Genomic DNA, 18,080 nt, shown 5'->3' with positions numbered 1-18,080 from the left:
CCAGATAACGATATGCTCAGGGTTCTCCAGCTCCTTCGCTGTTGGCGCATATGGAATGGTAATACGAACAGGTGCATTCGGATTGCTCCATGGCACCTTCACTCCATTCAGCTCTAACGTCAACTCCACCAACGGGCGATCACCAATTGCTGCAGCCGTCTCAGGTGACAAACCCGACTTATTGCCTTCGCCAATCGTAATGCCCGCGGTCTTCCCTTCCGTATTCGCCGTGTCCTTCAGCATATCGGCTGGAACCGTGATACTCCCCGCATCGGTCTCGAATACGAGCTCGCCTTCACCCGTCGTACCTGTGAGCATATTAGCAGGCACTTCAACCGTGTAGCGGTCTACGCCTGGAATGACCGGCATTTGGACTAACGTCGGATTTACTGTGGCGAAAATAGACTTAGCCTGCTCTCTGGTAAGCACTAAAGTAGCGCGGCCTGCTGCAGGATCCACTTTCACTGGTAATTTCGCTTCACCGGCAGCGCTGGCGAGCGTCACTTCATATTCAGGCAGGGCAGGCGGGATACTTCCCCCGCCGCTGCTTCCGGCTGGACGAGTTACGGTCAGCGTCACCGTAAAGGTATCCGCAGAGTCCGTCAATCCGTCATTTGCCTTGAACACAAGCGTCATTGTACCCGCAGAAGCAGGTGTATACGTATAGGGTCTTATTACCGTTATTGCGGCAGCGCCCTTAATAGACACTTTATAAGTCAAATCATCGTCATCTGCATCCTCGAAGATTGCGGCCAGATCGATCGTATACGGGTCATTCACCGTTATGGCTGCCGCCGCCGTCGCGTTTGCATCAGCTTTGCGCGAAGGCAGAGAATTAACGGACAGCTCCAACGTATACGTGTCTGCAGAATCGATGGTGCCATCGTTGGCTGTGAATACGAGCGTCACCGTTGCTGTCGTCGTTGGCGTGTAGGAATAGGTGCTTGCTGCCGCCACTGCCGTCGCCCCGTTAACGGAAACTAGGTAAGAAAGAGCATCCCCGTCCGTATCCTCGAAGATCGTCGCTAGATTCAATGTATAGAGCGTATTTACCGTTACGGTCGCTTCAGCCGCAGCGCTAATTCCCGCCCGGCGAACGGGAACGGTATTGGCTGTCAGCTCAACCGTATACGTATCTGTCGAATCCGCCATTTCGTCATTGGCCGTGAACGCTAGCGTCGTTGTGCCTGCCGCCGTCGGCGTGTACGAATAATTGCTGTCGGCAGCAGCCGCCGTTGCTCCGTTCACGGACACCTTATAGGTCAAATCATCATTGTCTTCGTCTTCAAAAATGGTAGCGAGATCGAGCGTATACGCTGTATTGACCATCACCGTTGCTTCTGCCGTAGCGCTCTTGTCCCCTTGTCGGTCAGGTTTTCGATTCACCGTCAGCTCCACCGTATACGTATCATTCGAAGCCTCTTCCTCATCGCTGGCCGTGAAGACCAGCGTCACTGCATCGGCCGTAACCGGCGTGTAAGAATAGGTCTCGGAAGCCGCTACAGCCGCCTCGCCTCCTACAGATACTTTATAACTAAGCGGATCGCCGTCCGCATCCTCGAAGATCGCCCCGAGGTTAAGCGTATATGGCGTATTTAGCGTCACTTTGGCTTCTACTGTCTCCGCTGCGTCTCCTTTGCGGTTCGGCTTGTTGTTTGGCGCCTCGATAATAGTCACGACAAAATCTTTGGTTCGTATCGTACCTCCTGCAATCGAGATCGTCGCAGTAAGCGTCACTTCATGGTCGTCATCCGTTGCCCTGGTCACAGCGCCTGTAGACGTATTGATGTAACCGGATTGTGATACGCTCCATGTAATAGAAGAGCCAAAGTCGCCTGTCGCAGGTAGAACGAGATCCTCCGTTACATTCAATGCCGTGCTGTTAGCCCCCTTGATGACATCCCAAGTCAAGCTCAAATAATCGATAGCAGTAGATTCGTCAGCTGAATATGGCTGCCAATCGAGTGCCGGATACGTGAATCCGTCCACGATTCTCCATGCATGATCGAAATCCCATGAGCCGAAGGTTAGCTGCTGCTTCAACTGCTCGGCAGTCTTAGGCGATCCGCCAAATGACGAAGCCCCGCTCCCGGTCAAGTAATAGCTATCGTTAATACTGCCTGCCCCCTGCTTAAAACCGATCAGACCGCCGTTGGCATCCGTTCCGCCGCTGGCGCTGCCTGTGCTGTAGCTGTCATTGACGTCGCCTTCATTGTTCATTCCGATGAAGCCGCCAACGAATACAGCGGAGCTGCCGCTTGCATTGCCTGTACTGTAGCTGTTGTTTATCGTACCGCCAGCTTTATAGCCGACCAAACCGCCAGCCATGCCTCCCGAGCCAGTGTGGGTATTACCCGTGCTATAGCTGCCGCTGATATCGCCGGAACTTCTGCCGACTAAGCCGCCTGCAGTTGCGCTGGCGTTTCCTCTCACCTGCCCTGTTGCGTAGCTGTTGATAATGAAACGTCCTGGGCGATTATATCCAACCAACCCGCCTGGCGATCCACTTGCCTCTAGCGTTACCGCAACGGAGCTTGAGCTTTCCCTTACCGTTGCTTCGTTCACTCCGGACAAGCCACCGGTATAAACGTTATTATTATTCAGAACTATAGTACCGCTTGTGCTGCTTCCTTCTATATCGCCGTAATTTGCTCCGATTAGACCGCCCACGCCATATACGGTGCCGCCGCTGGTTGTGATCGCAATTGCACTTGAGCTTTGACTGACCTTCCCTTCACTAAGGCCGACTATGCCGCCGATCGAATTCCCTTCTGTGAAGAAAATGGAGCCGCTGCTGCTGCTGTCAACGATATCCGCTCCCGAATAAGTATGACCTGCCAAGCCGCCTACGTACGAATTCGACCCTGAAGCTTGAATCGTAAATTGCTCTAGAGTCACATCGTTAAGCGAAGCCCCGATATTCAATTCCGAGAACAAGCCTATACTCTGAGCAGAAGATACAATCGTCATATTCGAGATCGTAAAGCCATTGCCGTCGTAATGCCCGCTAAACAATCCTAGCGGAGTCCAATTGTCGCCAGTCAGATCAATAGGGGCGATCTGCTGGAAGTACGCTCCCGGACCAGGCAACGTGACACGACCCAACTCAGCCGCACTGGACACTTTATAAGGATTTTCGGCGGTGCCGTCTCCCCCTGAGAAATTCGTCGTATCCTCTGCCGCGTGCGCAGTGCTTGGCGGCAATCCCACTGCCAGCAGTAAGCTTGCGAACAAGCTGAGTGCTAATAGCATAGCTGTCGTTCTTCTTAATCTTGCGATCATCATCTTAATTCCTCCCATTCCCTATTCGTCGTGCCATCCTCGCTTGTGCCTACTAACCTAAGTGTAACGAGGACAAATAAAAGAATAATGAAAGAATGGATCGAATAATGACGCAAAACCGCGAAGCTTCAAGGCTTCGCGGTTTTTTTATACTCACTATGATGATCAAATTCGGAAGAACGCAGTCGCCGTCCTCGTCGTTGCCTGGGCGACCACCTCTTCAGGCTGCCCGACGCAGTGCGCCACGGTGCGCAGAATGTGCTGCAGGAATGCAGGCTCATTGCGCCCGCCAGCCGGCTTTTCCTTCAAATCACGCGGTGTCAGGAACGGCGCATCCGTCTCGATCATTAGCCGGTCCAGTGGAATCATTCGGACGAGTTCTCTCAGATGTTTGCCTCTTCGCTCATCGCATATCCAGCCCGTAATCCCGATATGGAGCCCCATTTCGAGATAGGCTTTAAGCTCTGCTTGTGTACCTGTAAAACAGTGGACAACCGCATTCTTCACCTCACATTCCTTAAGCATTCCGATAAAATCCGTAAATGCTTCCCGGTCATGCAGAAATAACGGCATGTCCAGCTCATGCGCCAATCGAATCTGCTCGCCAAACCACTTTCTCTGCACATCGCGCGGCGAGAAATCACGGTTATAGTCTAGACCGCATTCCCCAATGGCAACAACCTCAGGGTTCGCCGCCAATTGTCGCAGCTTAGCTATCGTCTGCCCGTCGCAGCTCTTGGCGTCATKGGGATGGACACCCGCAGTAGCATATAGCTTCCCTGGGTAACGGCTCGCATAACGAGCTGCTTCCGAGCTGCTCCTCAAGCTCGTTCCAGTAAGGATCAAGGGACCGACCTGATTAGCCTCCGCCCGCTCCACGACCAGCTCGCGATCCTGATGAAACGAACGATGCATCAGGTTGACTCCTATATCGATAATTCGGTTATTCATGGTTTGCACTCTCCTTTTCCTCCAAGCTCCATACAGAACAGCATGCCGAAGGAACTCTTCGTTTACCGACTTTGCTTTGTTACGATTTTAAACGATTAGGAGCGGATGGGGATGGGAAATAAAAGTTAGAAAAAAATAATGCAGAGTAAGCTCCAATCACAAAAAAACAGCATCCCTCATCTCGAGGAATGCTGCTTATTCATTGCCGCTCGTAACGCGCGTCTGACTTTTCTAGCGAATACAAGCGGTTTGTCCACGGCTTCAATATTGATATAAATTAAACGTGGCTGCTCGAATAGCCATTCATTGTGGACAGAAGACACCTTAATGCCTTGATTGCGAATAGCCTTAATAAATCGATTCACTTCCGTTTGCAAGAAAGCTGCTCTACCCAAACAGAGGGCCTTGCCTGTTCTTACATTCAATGACTCGAACGAGAAAGAGGACGTAACTCGAAACCTTTTCCTTAGAATCTTGCCTTTTATTTCATTGCGATTAATAGTAGAGACACATTTGCCTCCGGCAAAGCCGGATTCCCCTCCGATGATCCTTGAGAACTGATCACATAACGATTCATTTATGGGCATAAAGCTATTCCTCCCCTGTTTTCAATTATGGTATGAACGCATGGACAGGATTGAACCGGATAAATAACTAGAATAGAGTTGCTATATTTACTGTAAAAAAGAGTTCTGAATCACTGACACACTGTTGTCAGACATTGTTGCTTACAATGAAGTCAACAACAAAAACATTGGAGGAAAGAACGATGAATACAACCCAAACACTAAGAGGATTTGCAACAATCAGCTACTGGGCAGAAGATATGGAGGCTGCGTCGAAATGGTACGCGGAGCTGCTTGGCATTGCTCCTTACTTTGAACGGTCGGGACCCGATGGCAAGCTCGTCTATGCCGAGTTCCGCGTTGGCGACTATCAGCATGAGCTGGGATTGATTAATCGCAAATATGCTCCTCCCCAAGCAACAGCCGGCTTAGGCGGTTCCATTATGTACTGGCATGTGGATGATATTGATGCGACAGTAAGCCGACTGAAAGCGATGGGAGCTGCGGAGTACGAACCGATTCAACACCGCGGGGAAGGCTTCATCACGGCTTCGGTTATCGATCCGTTCGGTAACGTGTTAGGCATCATGTACAATCAGCATTACTTGGACATGTTGAACTTCATGAAGGGCGATCGAAACCATGATCATTGATAACATCGTACATGTAGAAAGTCGGCAAGAGTGGCGGCAATGGCTAAGCGACAATCATGGTACGGAAGATTATTGTTGGATAGTTACAAATGATTACTCCTTACACTACGTGGATTTCGTTGAAGAAGCGTTATGTTTCGGTTGGATTGACAGCACGAAGAAAAAAATGAACGACACGCAGACAGCGCAGCGATTTTCACCTCGCAGAAATAAGAGCAAATGGACCGAGCTCAATAAAGAGCGCGTCCGCTGTATGGAGAAGCTAGGTTTAATGACGGAGGCAGGACGTAAAGTTCTGCCTGATATGAGTGCTGAATCCTTCGTTATTCATGAAGATATATTAGCTCAATTACGCGAGGACGAAGTGCTCTATGAGAACTTTCAAGGCTTGCCCGAGCTCTATGTCCGTATTCGGATCGACAATATCCAGTCCGTGCGCCAAGACGCTGCCTTGTTTCAAAATCGATTAGCCAAATTTATCGAGCATACCCGTACTAACAAAATGTATGGGCAATGGAATGATAATGAGCGACTTGTTGGCGATTAGAACGGATTCCGAAGCCTCGAAAGATAATCAGGGCATTCCCTCCCATTTAGACAAGTTTTACTTCACCGTCTGAACAGGTATACTAAAACTACAATAAATGAGGAGGTGCTGCCTGTGAGTTACGAGAGCTATTTTCGGAGCAAAAAGGAACAACATCTGGATGAGTTGAAGCAATTTCTAACGATACCGAGCATCTCGGCATTGTCCGAGCATAAGAACGATATGATTGATGCCGCGAAATGGGTGGCTGCCAAATTGGAGAAAGCCGGCCTGCAGAAGGTCGAGATCATTCCCACGAAAGGTCATCCGATCGTATATGCCGAGCATTTAGGTGCGCCTGGCAAACCGACCGTACTTATCTACGGTCACTATGACGTGCAGCCCGTTGATCCGCTGCATCTCTGGGACACCCCTCCATTCGAACCAACCATCCGCGGCGGCAAGTTGTATGCGCGCGGCGCAACGGATGATAAAGGACAGCTGTTCCTACATATGAAAGCAATTGAAGCGCTTTTGGAGCAAGAAAATGACCTTCCGGTAAACGTGAAGATTTGCATCGAAGGCGAAGAGGAGATTTCAAGCCCGAATCTGCCCGCTTTTATGAAGGAGCATGCCGACAAGCTGGCTGCGGATGTCGTGCTTATATCTGACACCTCGCTTCTAGCCCCGGGAAAACCGGCTATTTCGACGGGCTTGCGCGGACTTTGCTCGCTTGAAGTCGCGATCACGACTGCCAATACCGATCTGCATTCCGGCACATTCGGCGGCGGCGTTCCGAACGCGCTGCATGCGCTCGTATCTCTGCTCGCTTCCCTGCATGACGACCAAGGACGAGTCGCGGTTGACGGCTTCTACGAAGGCGTGCCGGAGCTCTCCTCGGACATGCGCGCGGAATTTCTCAAGCAAAATCACAATGACGAGCAGTTACGAAGCAATCTTGGTCTCGAAGCCCTCTACGGGGAAGAAGGCTATTCCTTCGTTGAGCGGACAGGCGCAAGACCGACGCTTGAGCTGAACGGCGTTTATGGCGGCTTCCAAGGCGAAGGCACAAAAACCGTCATCCCGAAGGAAGCTCATGCCAAGATTACCTGCCGTCTCGTCGGTGAACAGGATCCCGCGCTCACCCTTGATCGGATTACGGCACATCTGGAGTCCCATGTCATGCCCGGAGCGAAGTTGGTCATTCGACGCGGTGAACAAGCCCGAGCGTTCAACATGGATCCTTCGCATCCAATGCTGCAGAAGGCAGCGGACGCTTATGAGCAAGTGTACGGCACTCGCGCGCTGTTCACGAAGGACGGCGGTTCGATTCCGATCGTCGAGACATTCTCCCGCATCCTGCAAGCTCCCGTTGTCATGATGGGCTTCGGCCTCCCGGACGAAAACCTGCACGCGCCGAACGAGCATTTCAATCTCGAGAATTTCGACAAAGGCTTGCTTACGATCGTAGCGTACTTGAAACAGCTCTAAGCTTTAATTTTGAGATGCCCTAGCCTTTTGGGTGGATTTTGTGCAGTCAAATGACTGGAAACGATACGATATCTGAGTATGATTGGATTTCGTACAGTCAAAGGGAGGGAGAAACCCTGCTGCGGGCTAAAATGCCGGTTTTGACTGTATGTTTTCCATTCAAAAGTCGCTTAACAGGCGATTGGGACCGATTAGGCTGTATGAAATACAGGCAAAACGTCATGAGAATGCACCTTTTATACGCGAAAGGACCTCGAACTCCACTAATAGTGAAGGCCGAGGTCCTTTTTTCACGAAAATATTTGGTTCATGAAGTAGAGTCCGACAGCTCCAGCCATAATGCCATAAGCGCATCGAGCTTGGATTGTGCCTCTTCCTTGTCGTGCCATTTGGCTTCAAGGCGTGCGGTATCGCCGCTATGATCAAGCCGGTGCAATTCTATATCCGCAAGAGCCAATTCCTCTTCCATTACGGCAATTTCGAGCTCTAGCTGCTCGCGCCTGCGATCGTTTTGGCGCTCCGATCCGCCGCCTTGAGCCTCTTTAGTTTTCTTCGGCAGTTGTACGGGGGCCGATACCTGCCTTTCTCCGCGTTTCACCTTATAGTCATCATAATTGCCGAGATAAGCGGTAATCTTACCTTGCTCCAGCTCCCATACGCGCTTCGCAAGTCGATTAATGAAATATCGGTCATGGGAAATCGCCAATATCGTGCCTGGAAATTGCTCCAGAGCTTCCTCAAGCGCTTCCCGCGAGGCGACATCGAGATGGTTCGTCGGCTCATCCAGCAGAAGCAAGTTCGGCTTCCGTCTCACCAGCAAGGCTAAGCGCAGGCGCGACCATTCGCCTCCTGAGATCATATGCAGCGGCTTGAAAACGTCGGCGCCATAGAACAAATATTGGGCCAGCACGCTTCTTGCCTCCCCTTCTTCCAAGCCTCCCTCGATGCGGAAATAATCGAGTACTGTCAGCTTCTGATCGCTAACCGGCTCCTGCTGCGCCAAATAACCGATTTCCACGCGCGCGCCCAGCTCCACCTTGCCGCCATCCGGTTCCATGACGTTCTGAAGCAGCTTGAACAGCGTCGTTTTTCCCGATCCGTTGTCTCCGAGCAGCATGACCTTCTCGCCGTACATCAGACTTCCCTCTGCTCCATTCAGTATCGCTTTTCCTCCGAATTGCTTCGTCACGTCTTCGAATGCGAGGACCTTTCGACCGGATCGCTCAAGAGGAGATAGCTCGAAATCCGCCGTTTTCCGCTCCAAGACGGGACGTTTCACGGTCTCCATCCTCTCCAAAGCCTTACGGATCGAGGCTGCCCTCTTGAAAAACTTCTCGTTTCCTCCGATGCGTCCCCATTCCTCCAGCTGTCGAATCGTTTCTTTCATTTTTTTGATCGCCTTCTGCTGCTCTTGATATTGAGCGAACTGCTGCATAAGACGCTCTTCCTTCTCCTTGATGTACCCGCTGTAGTTGGTGAGGTACGTATGAGCTTCGCCATCCTCCAGCTCGATCATCTTCGTCCCCACGGCATCGAGGAAATAGCGATCATGCGACACGATCACGCATGCGCCTTCGTAACGCTGCAGAAACTGCTCGAGCCACTCGATGCCTTTAAGATCCAGATGATTCGTCGGTTCGTCCAGCAACAGCAAGGCCGGACGAACGACCAGCTGGGACGCCAGAACAATACGAGTCTTCTCTCCCCCGGACAAGCTGCCGAACTTCCGCCCGTCATTGCGCCGATCGATTTGCAATCCGCTCGCCACTTGATCAATAGCCGTATCCATCTCATAGCCGCCGCCTCGTTCGAAGCGCTCTTGCACAAGGGCATAAGCCTCCAGCAATCTCTCCATCGCTTCCGAATTCGATGCAGCTTCAGAGCCGGACATTCGCTCCTCCAGCTCCGACATTTCCCGCTTCGTGACCATAAGCTCCCGAACCCCGTAAGCGAGCACCTCATAAACGGTAAGCTTTTCGAATTCCGCGGGAATTTGCGGCAAGTAGCCGATACGCAAATCCTTCTTCACGGTCAGCATACCTTCGTCGATTCCATCATGACCCGAGATAAGCCGAAGCAGCGTCGATTTACCGCTGCCGTTGCAGCCGATCAGACCGACCTTTTCATTCTCTTGAAGCTGCAGCGTCACCCCGTCCAGCACAAGGTTCGCCGCATGGTATTTCTTTATTTGTTGAATGTTCACTATTATCATTTTTAAAGAGCCTCCTGTTGGATGAAGACCCTCCTTGCGTACATAAGAAGAAACACCTGACGGCGTTCTATCTATAGACGCCAACGTTTCGTCGAAACGTATAGAGAAAGTATTTGCAAAATCATATACTTTCCTATACGTCAAAAAAAGAGCCGCGGCAACAAGCCCGCGACCCTCTGGACAATAAAACAATCCGTTGTGGTTAAGGTAGGCGTCTTCTCGCGAATGGTTCAAACGTATGATCGTAATTGGACAGACTGATCCCGTTCGCGGAAAATGCATGAACAATGCCAGCCGTTGCAATCGGCAGCTGGCTAATACGGTTGTTGGCCATTTCGTGATTCACCTACCTCACCCCCTTCACATTAATAATTCTACGTTACCATAATCCAAGGTACGATGGCAACCGGGCCAACGCCCAACAATCCCCGCAATAAAAAATTAATGTATTTCGGCTGAAAATTAGTGTTTTTGCATATATTCACCCTTAGATATATATCATTGTCATATAAATTTGTACCAATTAAATATAAAAAAAATGTTCCGCAATATTTCCAATTCACATGTTATAATTTCCATAGTAATATTCAAGAGGAGCCGTCTCAGTTCGATTGGATGCAACCCATCCATGAACAGAGGGGGCTTTTCACTCCGAAATTCAGAATCTAGAAACTTACAGAAACCGGTGATCAGATGTTTCAATTCAAGTGGTTATGGCTCAATTTGAAAGGGGATCGTGTACGGTATATTCTTGCGTTATGCCTATCTGTAGTAGGCTCCTCGCTGACCATTATTAACCCGTACATCGGTCAACGCATTGTCGATACGTTTATCGCTGGCGACAATGCCATGCAAAATCTATCGCGCGAGAAGGCGATGCTGATCGGACTTTGTCTCGGCATGATCGGCTTTTCCTTGCTGCGCACGGGACTGGCTTATTTTACAACCATCATGTATGAACGAGCATCACAGAACATGCTGTACCGCGTCCGTATTTATTTGTACAACAAAATTCAAGGCCAGGACATGAAGTACTACGATCGCAACCGCACAGGGGATCTGATGACCAAGATGACGGGCGATCTCGATATGGTAAGACACTCTTTGGCGTGGATTATCAAGACGATCATCGAATCGCTGACCGTGTTCGTAGCGGCAGTCGTCTATTTCTTCTTCATCGACGTCGAACTGACGTTGTGGCTGCTTATCCTATCGCCGCCGATATTTATTGTGGCCTTTATTTTCGCGAGGCGCGTACGCCCGATGTATGTCGATCTTCGGGAACGTCTCTCGCAGCTCAATACGACGACTCAGGAAAATATTGCCGGCAATCGCGTCGTCAAGGCGTTCGCGAGAGAAGAATTCGAGGTCCAGAAGTTCACGGAGAAAAATGTTAACTATTCTAAAGCGAACAAGACCGCGGCTATGGTATGGCTTGACTACTTCCCATACTTAGAGACATTCTCCCAGGCATTCAGCGTGATCCTTATGCTTGTAGGAGGTCTATACATCATGGACGGGCGTATCACCTTCGGTGAGTTTTCCGCCTTCTCCGCGCTCATATGGGGGCTGTCCAACCCTATGCGCAACATCGGCATTATCATTAATGACATTCAGCGATTTTTTGCAAGCCTTAACAAAATCATCGATGTTTATTATGCGCATCCTGAAATCGTCAACAAGCACAACACGGTTGATAAGCGACGTTATCAGGGCCGCATCCAGTTCGACCGCGTAAGCTTCAAATACGACAACGTGACGGTGCTTGAGGATATTAGCTTTACGGTCGAGCCCGGAGAGACAATTGCGATCATGGGCGCAACCGGTTCAGGCAAGACGACGCTAATCAACCTGATTCCGCGCTTCTATGACGTAGCGAAGGGCAGCGTCCTAGTGGACGGCACCGACGTGCGCAAGCTGGAGCTCGATGAGCTACGCGGCAATATCGGCATAGCTACACAAGACGTCCTGCTGTTCTCCGACACGATAGACGGCAATATCGCGTACGGCAATCCGGATATGCCGGAAGAGGAAGTGACGAAGTTCGCGAAGCTCGCCGCCGCCCACGACTTCATCGGCAAGATGCCGGACGGCTATAATACGATCGTCGGCGAACGGGGGGTCGGCTTGTCCGGCGGACAGAAGCAGCGCATCGCTTTGGCCCGTGCCATGGCTGTGCAGCCTCCTATCCTGATCCTCGATGACACGACCTCCGCTGTCGATCTCGAGACGGAGGAGCATATTCAGCAGAGCCTGCGGGAGCTGGATTTCGCCTGTACCAAAATCATTATCGCCCAGCGCGTGTCTACGACGGCGCAGGCTGACCGTATCCTCATTTTGGAGAACGGCCGTGTCATCGAAGAAGGCACGCACGCCGAGCTTTTGGCGAAGCGCGGCTATTACTACGACGTGTTCATTCTGCAGAACGAGGGCATTGAAAGGGAAGTGACCACTCATGGCTAGAAATAAATTCGACATCGACGAGAATTTGGAGTCACCCTTTGATATCCGACACTTTCGTCGGGCGCTCGTCTATATTAGACGTCACCAGAAGGCGATGATCATCGCCTTCGTGCTGAGCGCCCTATCGGCGGGCATTGCGCTTTCCGCGCCTCTTATCATTCAGCACGTAGTCGATGTAACGATTCCCGCGAAAGACAAGACGGCGCTGATCGGATGGTCGGCGGTAACGCTTGTTACGATCGTCGTCAGCGTTATTCTTGCTACGATCCGCTCGCGCATTATGACCCGCGTTGGGCAGGATATCATCTTTGATATCCGTACGGATCTGTTCAAGCATCTGCAAGAGCTTCCGTTCCAATATTATGACGACCGTCCTCAAGGCAAGATTCTTATCCGGGTCGTCAATTACGTTAACTCGGTATCGGATGTGCTGTCCAACGGCATCATCAACTTCATCTTGGAGATCTTGAACCTGATCTTCATCGGCGCTTTTATGTTCGCCGTCAATGCCAAGCTATCGCTTGTCATTCTCGGTGGCCTGCCCGTCTTCCTCGGCATCATGCTGCTCATCAAGACCAAGCAGCGCAGGGCGTGGCAAGCGGTATCCAACAAGAGCTCCAATATGAACGCATACATGCAGGAGAGCATCAGCGGCATTCGCGTCACCCAAATTTTCACCCGCGAGCAGCATAACGAAGGCACCATGACCCGCCTGTCCGGCAACTACCGCAAAACGTGGATGAGAGCGATGTATTTCAACTTCTTGATCCCGTTCTCGGTAGACAACCTGGCGGCCATCGTAACGACTGCCATCTATTTCGTCGGCTTGCTGGCGCTTGGACCGCAGGAAGTCACATTCGGCGTCATTCTCGCCATGAGCAGCTATGCAGCGCGCTTCTGGCAACCGATTCTCAGCATTTCGAACTTATATAACAGCTTTATTAACGCCGTTGCCTATTTGGAACGAATCTTTGAGACGCTAGACGAGCCAGTAACCGTAAGCGACACTCCGAAGGCGCGGGAGCTGCCTCCTATCCGCGGACGGGTAACGTTCGACGATGTGACCTTCGCTTACGATCCTGGTCACAACGTGCTGCAAAATCTGAGCTTCGATATTCAAGCGGGCGAGAGCATCGCTCTTGTTGGTCCTACAGGCGCCGGCAAAACAACGGTCGTCAATCTGATCTCGCGCTTCTACAATGTAACGAGCGGTAAGATTCTTATCGACGGCCATGATATCGCGGAAGTGAAGCTGAAGTCGTTGCGCAGTCAAATGGGCATCATGCTGCAGGACAGCTTCATCTTCTCCGGCACGATTCTTGATAATATCCGCTACGGCAAGCTCGACGCCACCGAGGAGGAGATTATCGCCGCTGCCAAAACCGTATGCGCCGACGAATTCATCCGCGAGTTCGAGAAAGGCTATATGACGGAGGTTAATGAACGGGGCTCGAAGCTTTCACAAGGACAGCGGCAGCTCATCTCGTTCGCTCGCACGCTGCTTGCCAATCCGCGCATCCTTATATTGGACGAAGCTACTTCATCCATCGATGCTCAGACCGAGCGCCTGCTTCAGCGAGGCTTGAATGAATTGCTCAAAGGACGCACATCGTTCATTATCGCGCATCGCCTCTCCACCGTTAAGAACTGCGATAGGATCATGTATGTGTCAGATAAAGGCATTGCCGAATCAGGCTCGCATGACGAACTGATGGCTCAGAGAGGTCGCTACTACAAGCTGCACTCCGCTCAGAAGATGGAGGCTTAATGCTCCAATTGAACAAAAAACAAGGCTCCAATCGTATCGTTTACGATTAGAGCCTTGTTTTTTACCTTCCTAGCAACTCTTCCATTATTAAAAGAAATTATTAAGAAGCGTATCGGAGAAAAATGGAGCAGTTGACAATCCAGTAATATGGTATAATTTATTGCAAGAAACGCTGATAGCGAGGTGAATGTACTATGCAATGGCAAGAAGTTCGGAATATTTACCCCAGCCAGTATGTTCTGCTTGAAATCCTGACTTCCCATACCGAAGGTAATATTCAGTATGTTGATGAAGTCGCATTGGTTAAAGCGATTCAAGATCCAGATGAAGCAACTAAACAATTATTTAAGTGCAAGGACAACAACATTGTCTACCATACCGGCCAAGAGAAAATAGCTATTGAACTTAGACATAACCCTTTATATCGGAGTAGACGAAATGCAGATTGAATATATTCACAATTTACTCCAAACGTCCATGACCATTTGTTATAAAGGGCGCTCTTTAACTGTCGACAATTTAGTCATTGATACTGGCGCAGCGCATTCCCTTTTGTCCTCTGATATCGTTTCAGAAATCGGCATACATTTCGAGAATGGAGATACGCTTGTAAGAAGCTTTGGAATTGGCGGAGATGAGTATTCATTTCAAAAGCAGATAGATGAGATTCAGCTCGGTAACTTTAACATGAAGGATATTAGAATTGATTTTGGCGTATTTCACGATGATATCAATTACATTAATGGACTTATTGGTCTAGATATACTTAAAGGCGGCAACATGGTCATCGATCTCATGAGGATGGAAATGTATCCTGCACCAATTGCATAAAATACAAATGGGGACGTGCATCATTCGCACATCCCCATTTGTATACTTTCCTATATTTTAAAACAAAACTTTAACACCTAACATGTCTGCGTTTGAAACCAAGCCTCCCTTTCGCCGCTTCCTTCTGAATGTTAGCCAAAGCGTGTATGAGCTTGGTTGGTTTCTTGTCTTTACCGACTTCTACCGGGCCTACTGCCTCTGCGGTCTCGACCGCCTTCTCATGGAGCGGCACATAGGATATCGCCACGGTGTACAAAAAGTTATTCATCGCATATTTCGTTCGTTCGGGAGCATCATGGATCGTATTTTTCACCAATTCGAGCATATTGGCTAATTTACTTTCGTCAAATTCACTGTCCTTCCGATTGCCGAGCAGCCAGCAGTAACAGCTCCACCCCGCTGACATACGCATCTCTTCTCCGCTTGCGATCCATTTATCGGCAACCTCTTGCGCAATATCCGCTTCTGCCAACGTTACCGCGACCACATAATCAGACAGCATGAAAAAATAAGCCGAATCCATCCAGCGATCATAATCCGCTACCGTCATCGCATTGGGATCAGCAATAATGCCGGCAAAGTACATAGCATCGTAGTTACCTGTGGCATAGAGCTGCTCGGCCAAAGGTTGATTGATTTTCGTTTTCTTGAAAATAGGCTTCATAGCCCCTGTAGCAACACCAAATAACGGCTCTTGCGCACCATTCGAAACGTATATTTTCTTCGTTCGTTCCTTGCCGAGAGCTTCAAGCTCCTGCATAACCTCTTCTAGATTCATCGGTCAACACTTCCTTTTTTATAGAGGTTTTACCTTTTATAAGTCTCTTAAACATGCAAATCGCGTTTCCTAAATAATATATACGTCATTATCGTCAAAACTGCAATAAATACGATAGATATGAGGACAAATGCAACATCCAACCCACCGCCATACATAATATCTTTTGCTTCAAAATATTTAAACGGCGTGAGCACTTTTAAGGTTTCGAGTTTCTCGTTCAAGTCGATGGCAATCGATAGAATGAACGTGATAAGCAGGATGCCTGTTGCAAGCGAGACTGCCTTTTTCGGGTTTTTGTATGCGGCAGCGATCGACGTACCTATAACCAGGAAGAGAAGCTGCAAGATGAACATTCCGGACATGACGATGGCAATATCATCATTTACAGCTTCGCCATTACTGTACTTGCCTACAATAACAACGCTCGAAACCCAGGCAACGATATTTAATATAAGGATATTGGCTAACGCCCCCAGTATTTTCGCCGTAACGATTTGATTGCGCGATGCCGGTTTCGTGAATAAGAACTCTGCCGTTTTATCCCGTTCTTCCTTTGCGATAATATTGGCTCCGAGCATGACCGCATGGATCGTTGCCATCAACAAAAAGTATATGGCCAAGATTCCAAAATAACCGCTAGCCTTGGATAGATCCAGATCCCCCGAGCCCATAAACGCTTTGAGAGCTTTGGGCATATCCTTCATCATGCTGTTAAGTTGTCCGCTTGCTGCCGTTGCTTCATATTTGTTCATACCGCTTGCAAGCAACAGAATGATTCCAATGCTCCAAAAAATAATCGATTTTCGGTACGTTTTCATTTCCCTGTAAAAAACATTCATTTTGCACCCCACCCTGTCGTTTTCTCTTATACAGCATGAACATCTTTTTTCCTATAGACGGCGTAGCTGACAGCGATGGAAACGATAATGATGCCGATGGCTGCCGCGAGATAGGAAGCTTCATACTTGGAGCTTTCGATAATCAGCTTAGGGTCAAAATATTTGAATGGCGACAAATAACGTTTGGCGCCATCATCGCCTGCCGCTACGAGCATGCCGATTACAAAAAAGGCGAACACGGTACCGAGCGAAACGGATAACACAGCCTTGATCTTAGGAAACACAACGGAAACGATAATGCCTATGGCAAGGAAAATGAGCTGTATAAACAACAAGGTTAACGAAATCATAAAGAATAGTTTCCCGCTATAATCTTCCGTCTTCATCTGGACTGCCATGAGGTTTGCCGCAATGAGATATAGAACATTCGTAACCGCTAATGAAACAACGGCAGCCATCAGCTTGGAAGTCATTATTTGCGTACGCGTTACGGGTTTCGTTAAGAGAAAGTCTGCTGTTTTCTCACGGACCTCCTTGGAAACAATCGACGTTCCCAGAATCATCGCTTGAATAGCGCCGCAGAGCGTAATGTACATGAAAATATAAGAATAAAAGCCTAATAGGGTCCCTATGCTTTCGAGCTCAATTCCGAGCGCTTTTCTGACGCCTTCGGGATAGCCTTCCAGCACTTTGGTAAATTCGTCAATGTCCTTGGACATGCCAGGAAAGAGCGAGAGGAATAAGATCATGATGCCTATTAAAGAGAGCGTCCATATCAGCATCGATTTTCTGTACGCCTTCAACTCATGCACAAACATATTCATCGCCGATCAGACCCCTTTTTCATAATAATGCATAAAGATTTCCTCAAGGTTCGGCTCTTCGATCCACAAGTTCTCAATTTCAATTTCAGCTATCTTTCTCATCACATGGTTTATATTGCCTTTAAATAAAAAGCTCGTTGATTTCCCGTTCACCGAAATATTGTTCACGCCGGCCATATTGAAAAAATCGGGTTCAAGTTGTTCTGACGTATCTACCGTAAACTTTTTGTAGTTATTTTCTTTTAAAGTACTGATTTTTTCGACCGTAACGATTTTTCCCTCTTTAATAATCGCTACTCGATTACATAACCGCTGAACTTCGCTTAAGATATGGGAGGAGAATAAAATCGTGGCTCCTTTTTCATTCTCTTCTTCAAGCAATTCGAAAAACTTTTGCTGCATGAGCGGATCAAGGCCGCTGGTAGGTTCATCAAGAATAATGAGCTTCGGACTATGGAGCAGACCTTGAACGATACCCACTTTCTTTTTGTTGCCTAAAGACAGGTCATCTATTTTTTTCGTTAGATCCAGATCCATCATTTCAGCCAATTCTTTTATTCTTTTTTTGCAATCCTTTTTGAAAAAGCTGGCTGAGTAATTCAACAAGTCTGCGACCTTCATATTGTCGTAATAAAAAACCTCCGACGGCAAATAACCGATTTCCTTTTTGATTTCCGGAGCAAACTTGATGCAGTCTTTACCGAATATCGTAGCGCTGCCGCTTGTCGGATAGATGAGAGACAATAACGTTCGGATCGTCGTTGATTTACCTGCCCCGTTCGGCCCGATAAACCCAAAAATTTCTCCCTCTTCAATGGAAAAACTAATATCAGTTATTCCTCTTGCTTTGCCGTACGTTTTGGTCAGTTTGTTAATTTCGATCGCATTCATTG

General features: G+C 49.0%; 16 protein-coding genes. 7 read left to right on the top strand and 9 right to left on the bottom strand.

Annotation, left to right across the window (positions count from 1 at the left end; all coding sequences use genetic code 11):
• From AB4Z33_RS17430 to AB4Z33_RS17420, 3 genes are all read right to left on the bottom strand, one after another.
• Positions 1 to 3,285, bottom strand: a 3,285-nt coding sequence (locus tag AB4Z33_RS17430) for an immunoglobulin-like domain-containing protein (protein ID WP_442051125.1), incomplete at its 3' end; no start/stop codon positions are given.
• Between the two features lie 162 nt (positions 3,286 to 3,447).
• A complete protein-coding gene (locus tag AB4Z33_RS17425) occupies positions 3,448 to 4,233 on the bottom strand; it encodes a TatD family hydrolase (RefSeq protein WP_442051124.1) in 786 nt (261 codons plus the stop codon).
• A 176-nt stretch (positions 4,234 to 4,409) separates the two neighbouring features.
• Positions 4,410 to 4,820: a DUF1259 domain-containing protein gene (locus AB4Z33_RS17420; protein ID WP_442051123.1), complete on the bottom strand. Its 411-nt coding sequence runs from the start codon at positions 4,818 to 4,820 to the stop codon at positions 4,410 to 4,412.
• Between the two features lie 182 nt (positions 4,821 to 5,002).
• On the opposite strand from AB4Z33_RS17420, the gene AB4Z33_RS17415 reads away from it, so the two are divergent.
• The 3 genes from AB4Z33_RS17415 (at position 5,003) to AB4Z33_RS17405 (ending at position 7,469) form a co-directional block, all read left to right on the top strand.
• A complete protein-coding gene (locus AB4Z33_RS17415; protein WP_442051122.1) occupies positions 5,003 to 5,452 on the top strand; it encodes a VOC family protein in 450 nt (149 codons plus the stop codon).
• Positions 5,442 to 5,999 (top strand): YdeI/OmpD-associated family protein, encoded by a 558-nt coding sequence (locus AB4Z33_RS17410; RefSeq protein WP_442051121.1) that lies wholly within the window; start codon positions 5,442 to 5,444, stop codon positions 5,997 to 5,999. The genes AB4Z33_RS17415 and AB4Z33_RS17410 overlap by 11 nt, the downstream gene beginning before the upstream one ends.
• 114 nt (positions 6,000 to 6,113) lie before the next feature.
• A complete protein-coding gene (locus tag AB4Z33_RS17405) occupies positions 6,114 to 7,469 on the top strand; it encodes a dipeptidase (protein ID WP_442051120.1) in 1,356 nt (451 codons plus the stop codon).
• A 307-nt stretch (positions 7,470 to 7,776) separates the two neighbouring features.
• On the opposite strand, the gene abc-f is transcribed toward AB4Z33_RS17405, so the two are convergent.
• Both abc-f and AB4Z33_RS17395 read right to left on the bottom strand, forming a co-directional pair.
• The gene (gene abc-f, locus AB4Z33_RS17400; RefSeq protein WP_442051119.1) at positions 7,777 to 9,681 is read right to left on the bottom strand and encodes a ribosomal protection-like ABC-F family protein; all 1,905 of its coding nucleotides are present in this window, start codon (positions 9,679 to 9,681) and stop codon (positions 7,777 to 7,779) included.
• Between the two features lie 202 nt (positions 9,682 to 9,883).
• Positions 9,884 to 10,027 carry a hypothetical protein gene (locus AB4Z33_RS17395; protein ID WP_307206274.1) on the bottom strand — a complete coding sequence of 48 codons (144 nt, stop codon included), beginning with the start codon at positions 10,025 to 10,027 and terminating at the stop codon, positions 9,884 to 9,886.
• Between the two features lie 347 nt (positions 10,028 to 10,374).
• On the opposite strand from AB4Z33_RS17395, the gene AB4Z33_RS17390 reads away from it, so the two are divergent.
• The 4 genes from AB4Z33_RS17390 (at position 10,375) to AB4Z33_RS17375 (ending at position 14,743) form a co-directional block, all read left to right on the top strand.
• Entirely contained in the window at positions 10,375 to 12,144 is a 1,770-nt protein-coding gene (locus AB4Z33_RS17390) for an ABC transporter ATP-binding protein (RefSeq protein WP_442051118.1), read from the top strand.
• Positions 12,137 to 13,912: an ABC transporter ATP-binding protein gene (locus AB4Z33_RS17385; RefSeq protein WP_442051117.1), complete on the top strand. Its 1,776-nt coding sequence runs from the start codon at positions 12,137 to 12,139 to the stop codon at positions 13,910 to 13,912. The genes AB4Z33_RS17390 and AB4Z33_RS17385 overlap by 8 nt, the downstream gene beginning before the upstream one ends.
• Positions 13,913 to 14,106: 194 nt before the next feature.
• Positions 14,107 to 14,361 (top strand): hypothetical protein, encoded by a 255-nt coding sequence (locus tag AB4Z33_RS17380; RefSeq protein ID WP_442051116.1) that lies wholly within the window; start codon positions 14,107 to 14,109, stop codon positions 14,359 to 14,361.
• Positions 14,351 to 14,743, top strand: coding sequence for a retropepsin-like aspartic protease (locus AB4Z33_RS17375; protein WP_442051115.1), 393 nt, complete (start codon positions 14,351 to 14,353; stop codon positions 14,741 to 14,743). The genes AB4Z33_RS17380 and AB4Z33_RS17375 overlap by 11 nt, the downstream gene beginning before the upstream one ends.
• Positions 14,744 to 14,813: 70 nt before the next feature.
• Here AB4Z33_RS17375 and AB4Z33_RS17370 read toward each other — a convergent pair whose 3' ends face one another.
• Genes AB4Z33_RS17370 through AB4Z33_RS17355 form a run of 4 tightly spaced genes read right to left on the bottom strand, consistent with a single transcriptional unit; the run spans position 14,814 to position 18,078 of the window.
• The gene (locus AB4Z33_RS17370) at positions 14,814 to 15,521 is read right to left on the bottom strand and encodes a DNA alkylation repair protein (RefSeq protein WP_442051114.1); all 708 of its coding nucleotides are present in this window, start codon (positions 15,519 to 15,521) and stop codon (positions 14,814 to 14,816) included.
• A gap of 47 nt (positions 15,522 to 15,568) precedes the next feature.
• Positions 15,569 to 16,363, bottom strand: coding sequence for an ABC transporter permease subunit (locus AB4Z33_RS17365; RefSeq protein ID WP_442051113.1), 795 nt, complete (start codon positions 16,361 to 16,363; stop codon positions 15,569 to 15,571).
• Between the two features lie 26 nt (positions 16,364 to 16,389).
• Entirely contained in the window at positions 16,390 to 17,187 is a 798-nt protein-coding gene (locus tag AB4Z33_RS17360) for an ABC transporter permease subunit (RefSeq protein WP_442051112.1), read from the bottom strand.
• A gap of 6 nt (positions 17,188 to 17,193) precedes the next feature.
• Complete coding sequence (locus AB4Z33_RS17355; RefSeq protein ID WP_442051111.1) at positions 17,194 to 18,078, bottom strand: ABC transporter ATP-binding protein; 885 nt, start codon at positions 18,076 to 18,078, stop codon at positions 17,194 to 17,196.
• Between the last annotated feature and the right edge of the window lie 2 nt (positions 18,079 to 18,080).

The sequence above is a fragment of the Paenibacillus sp. 2TAB19 genome (assembly GCF_052115185.1).
Taxonomy (GTDB): Bacteria; Bacillota; Bacilli; order Paenibacillales; family Paenibacillaceae; genus Pristimantibacillus.
Note: the sequence above shows the minus strand (reverse complement) of the source record. Positions and strands in the feature narration are given on the sequence as shown.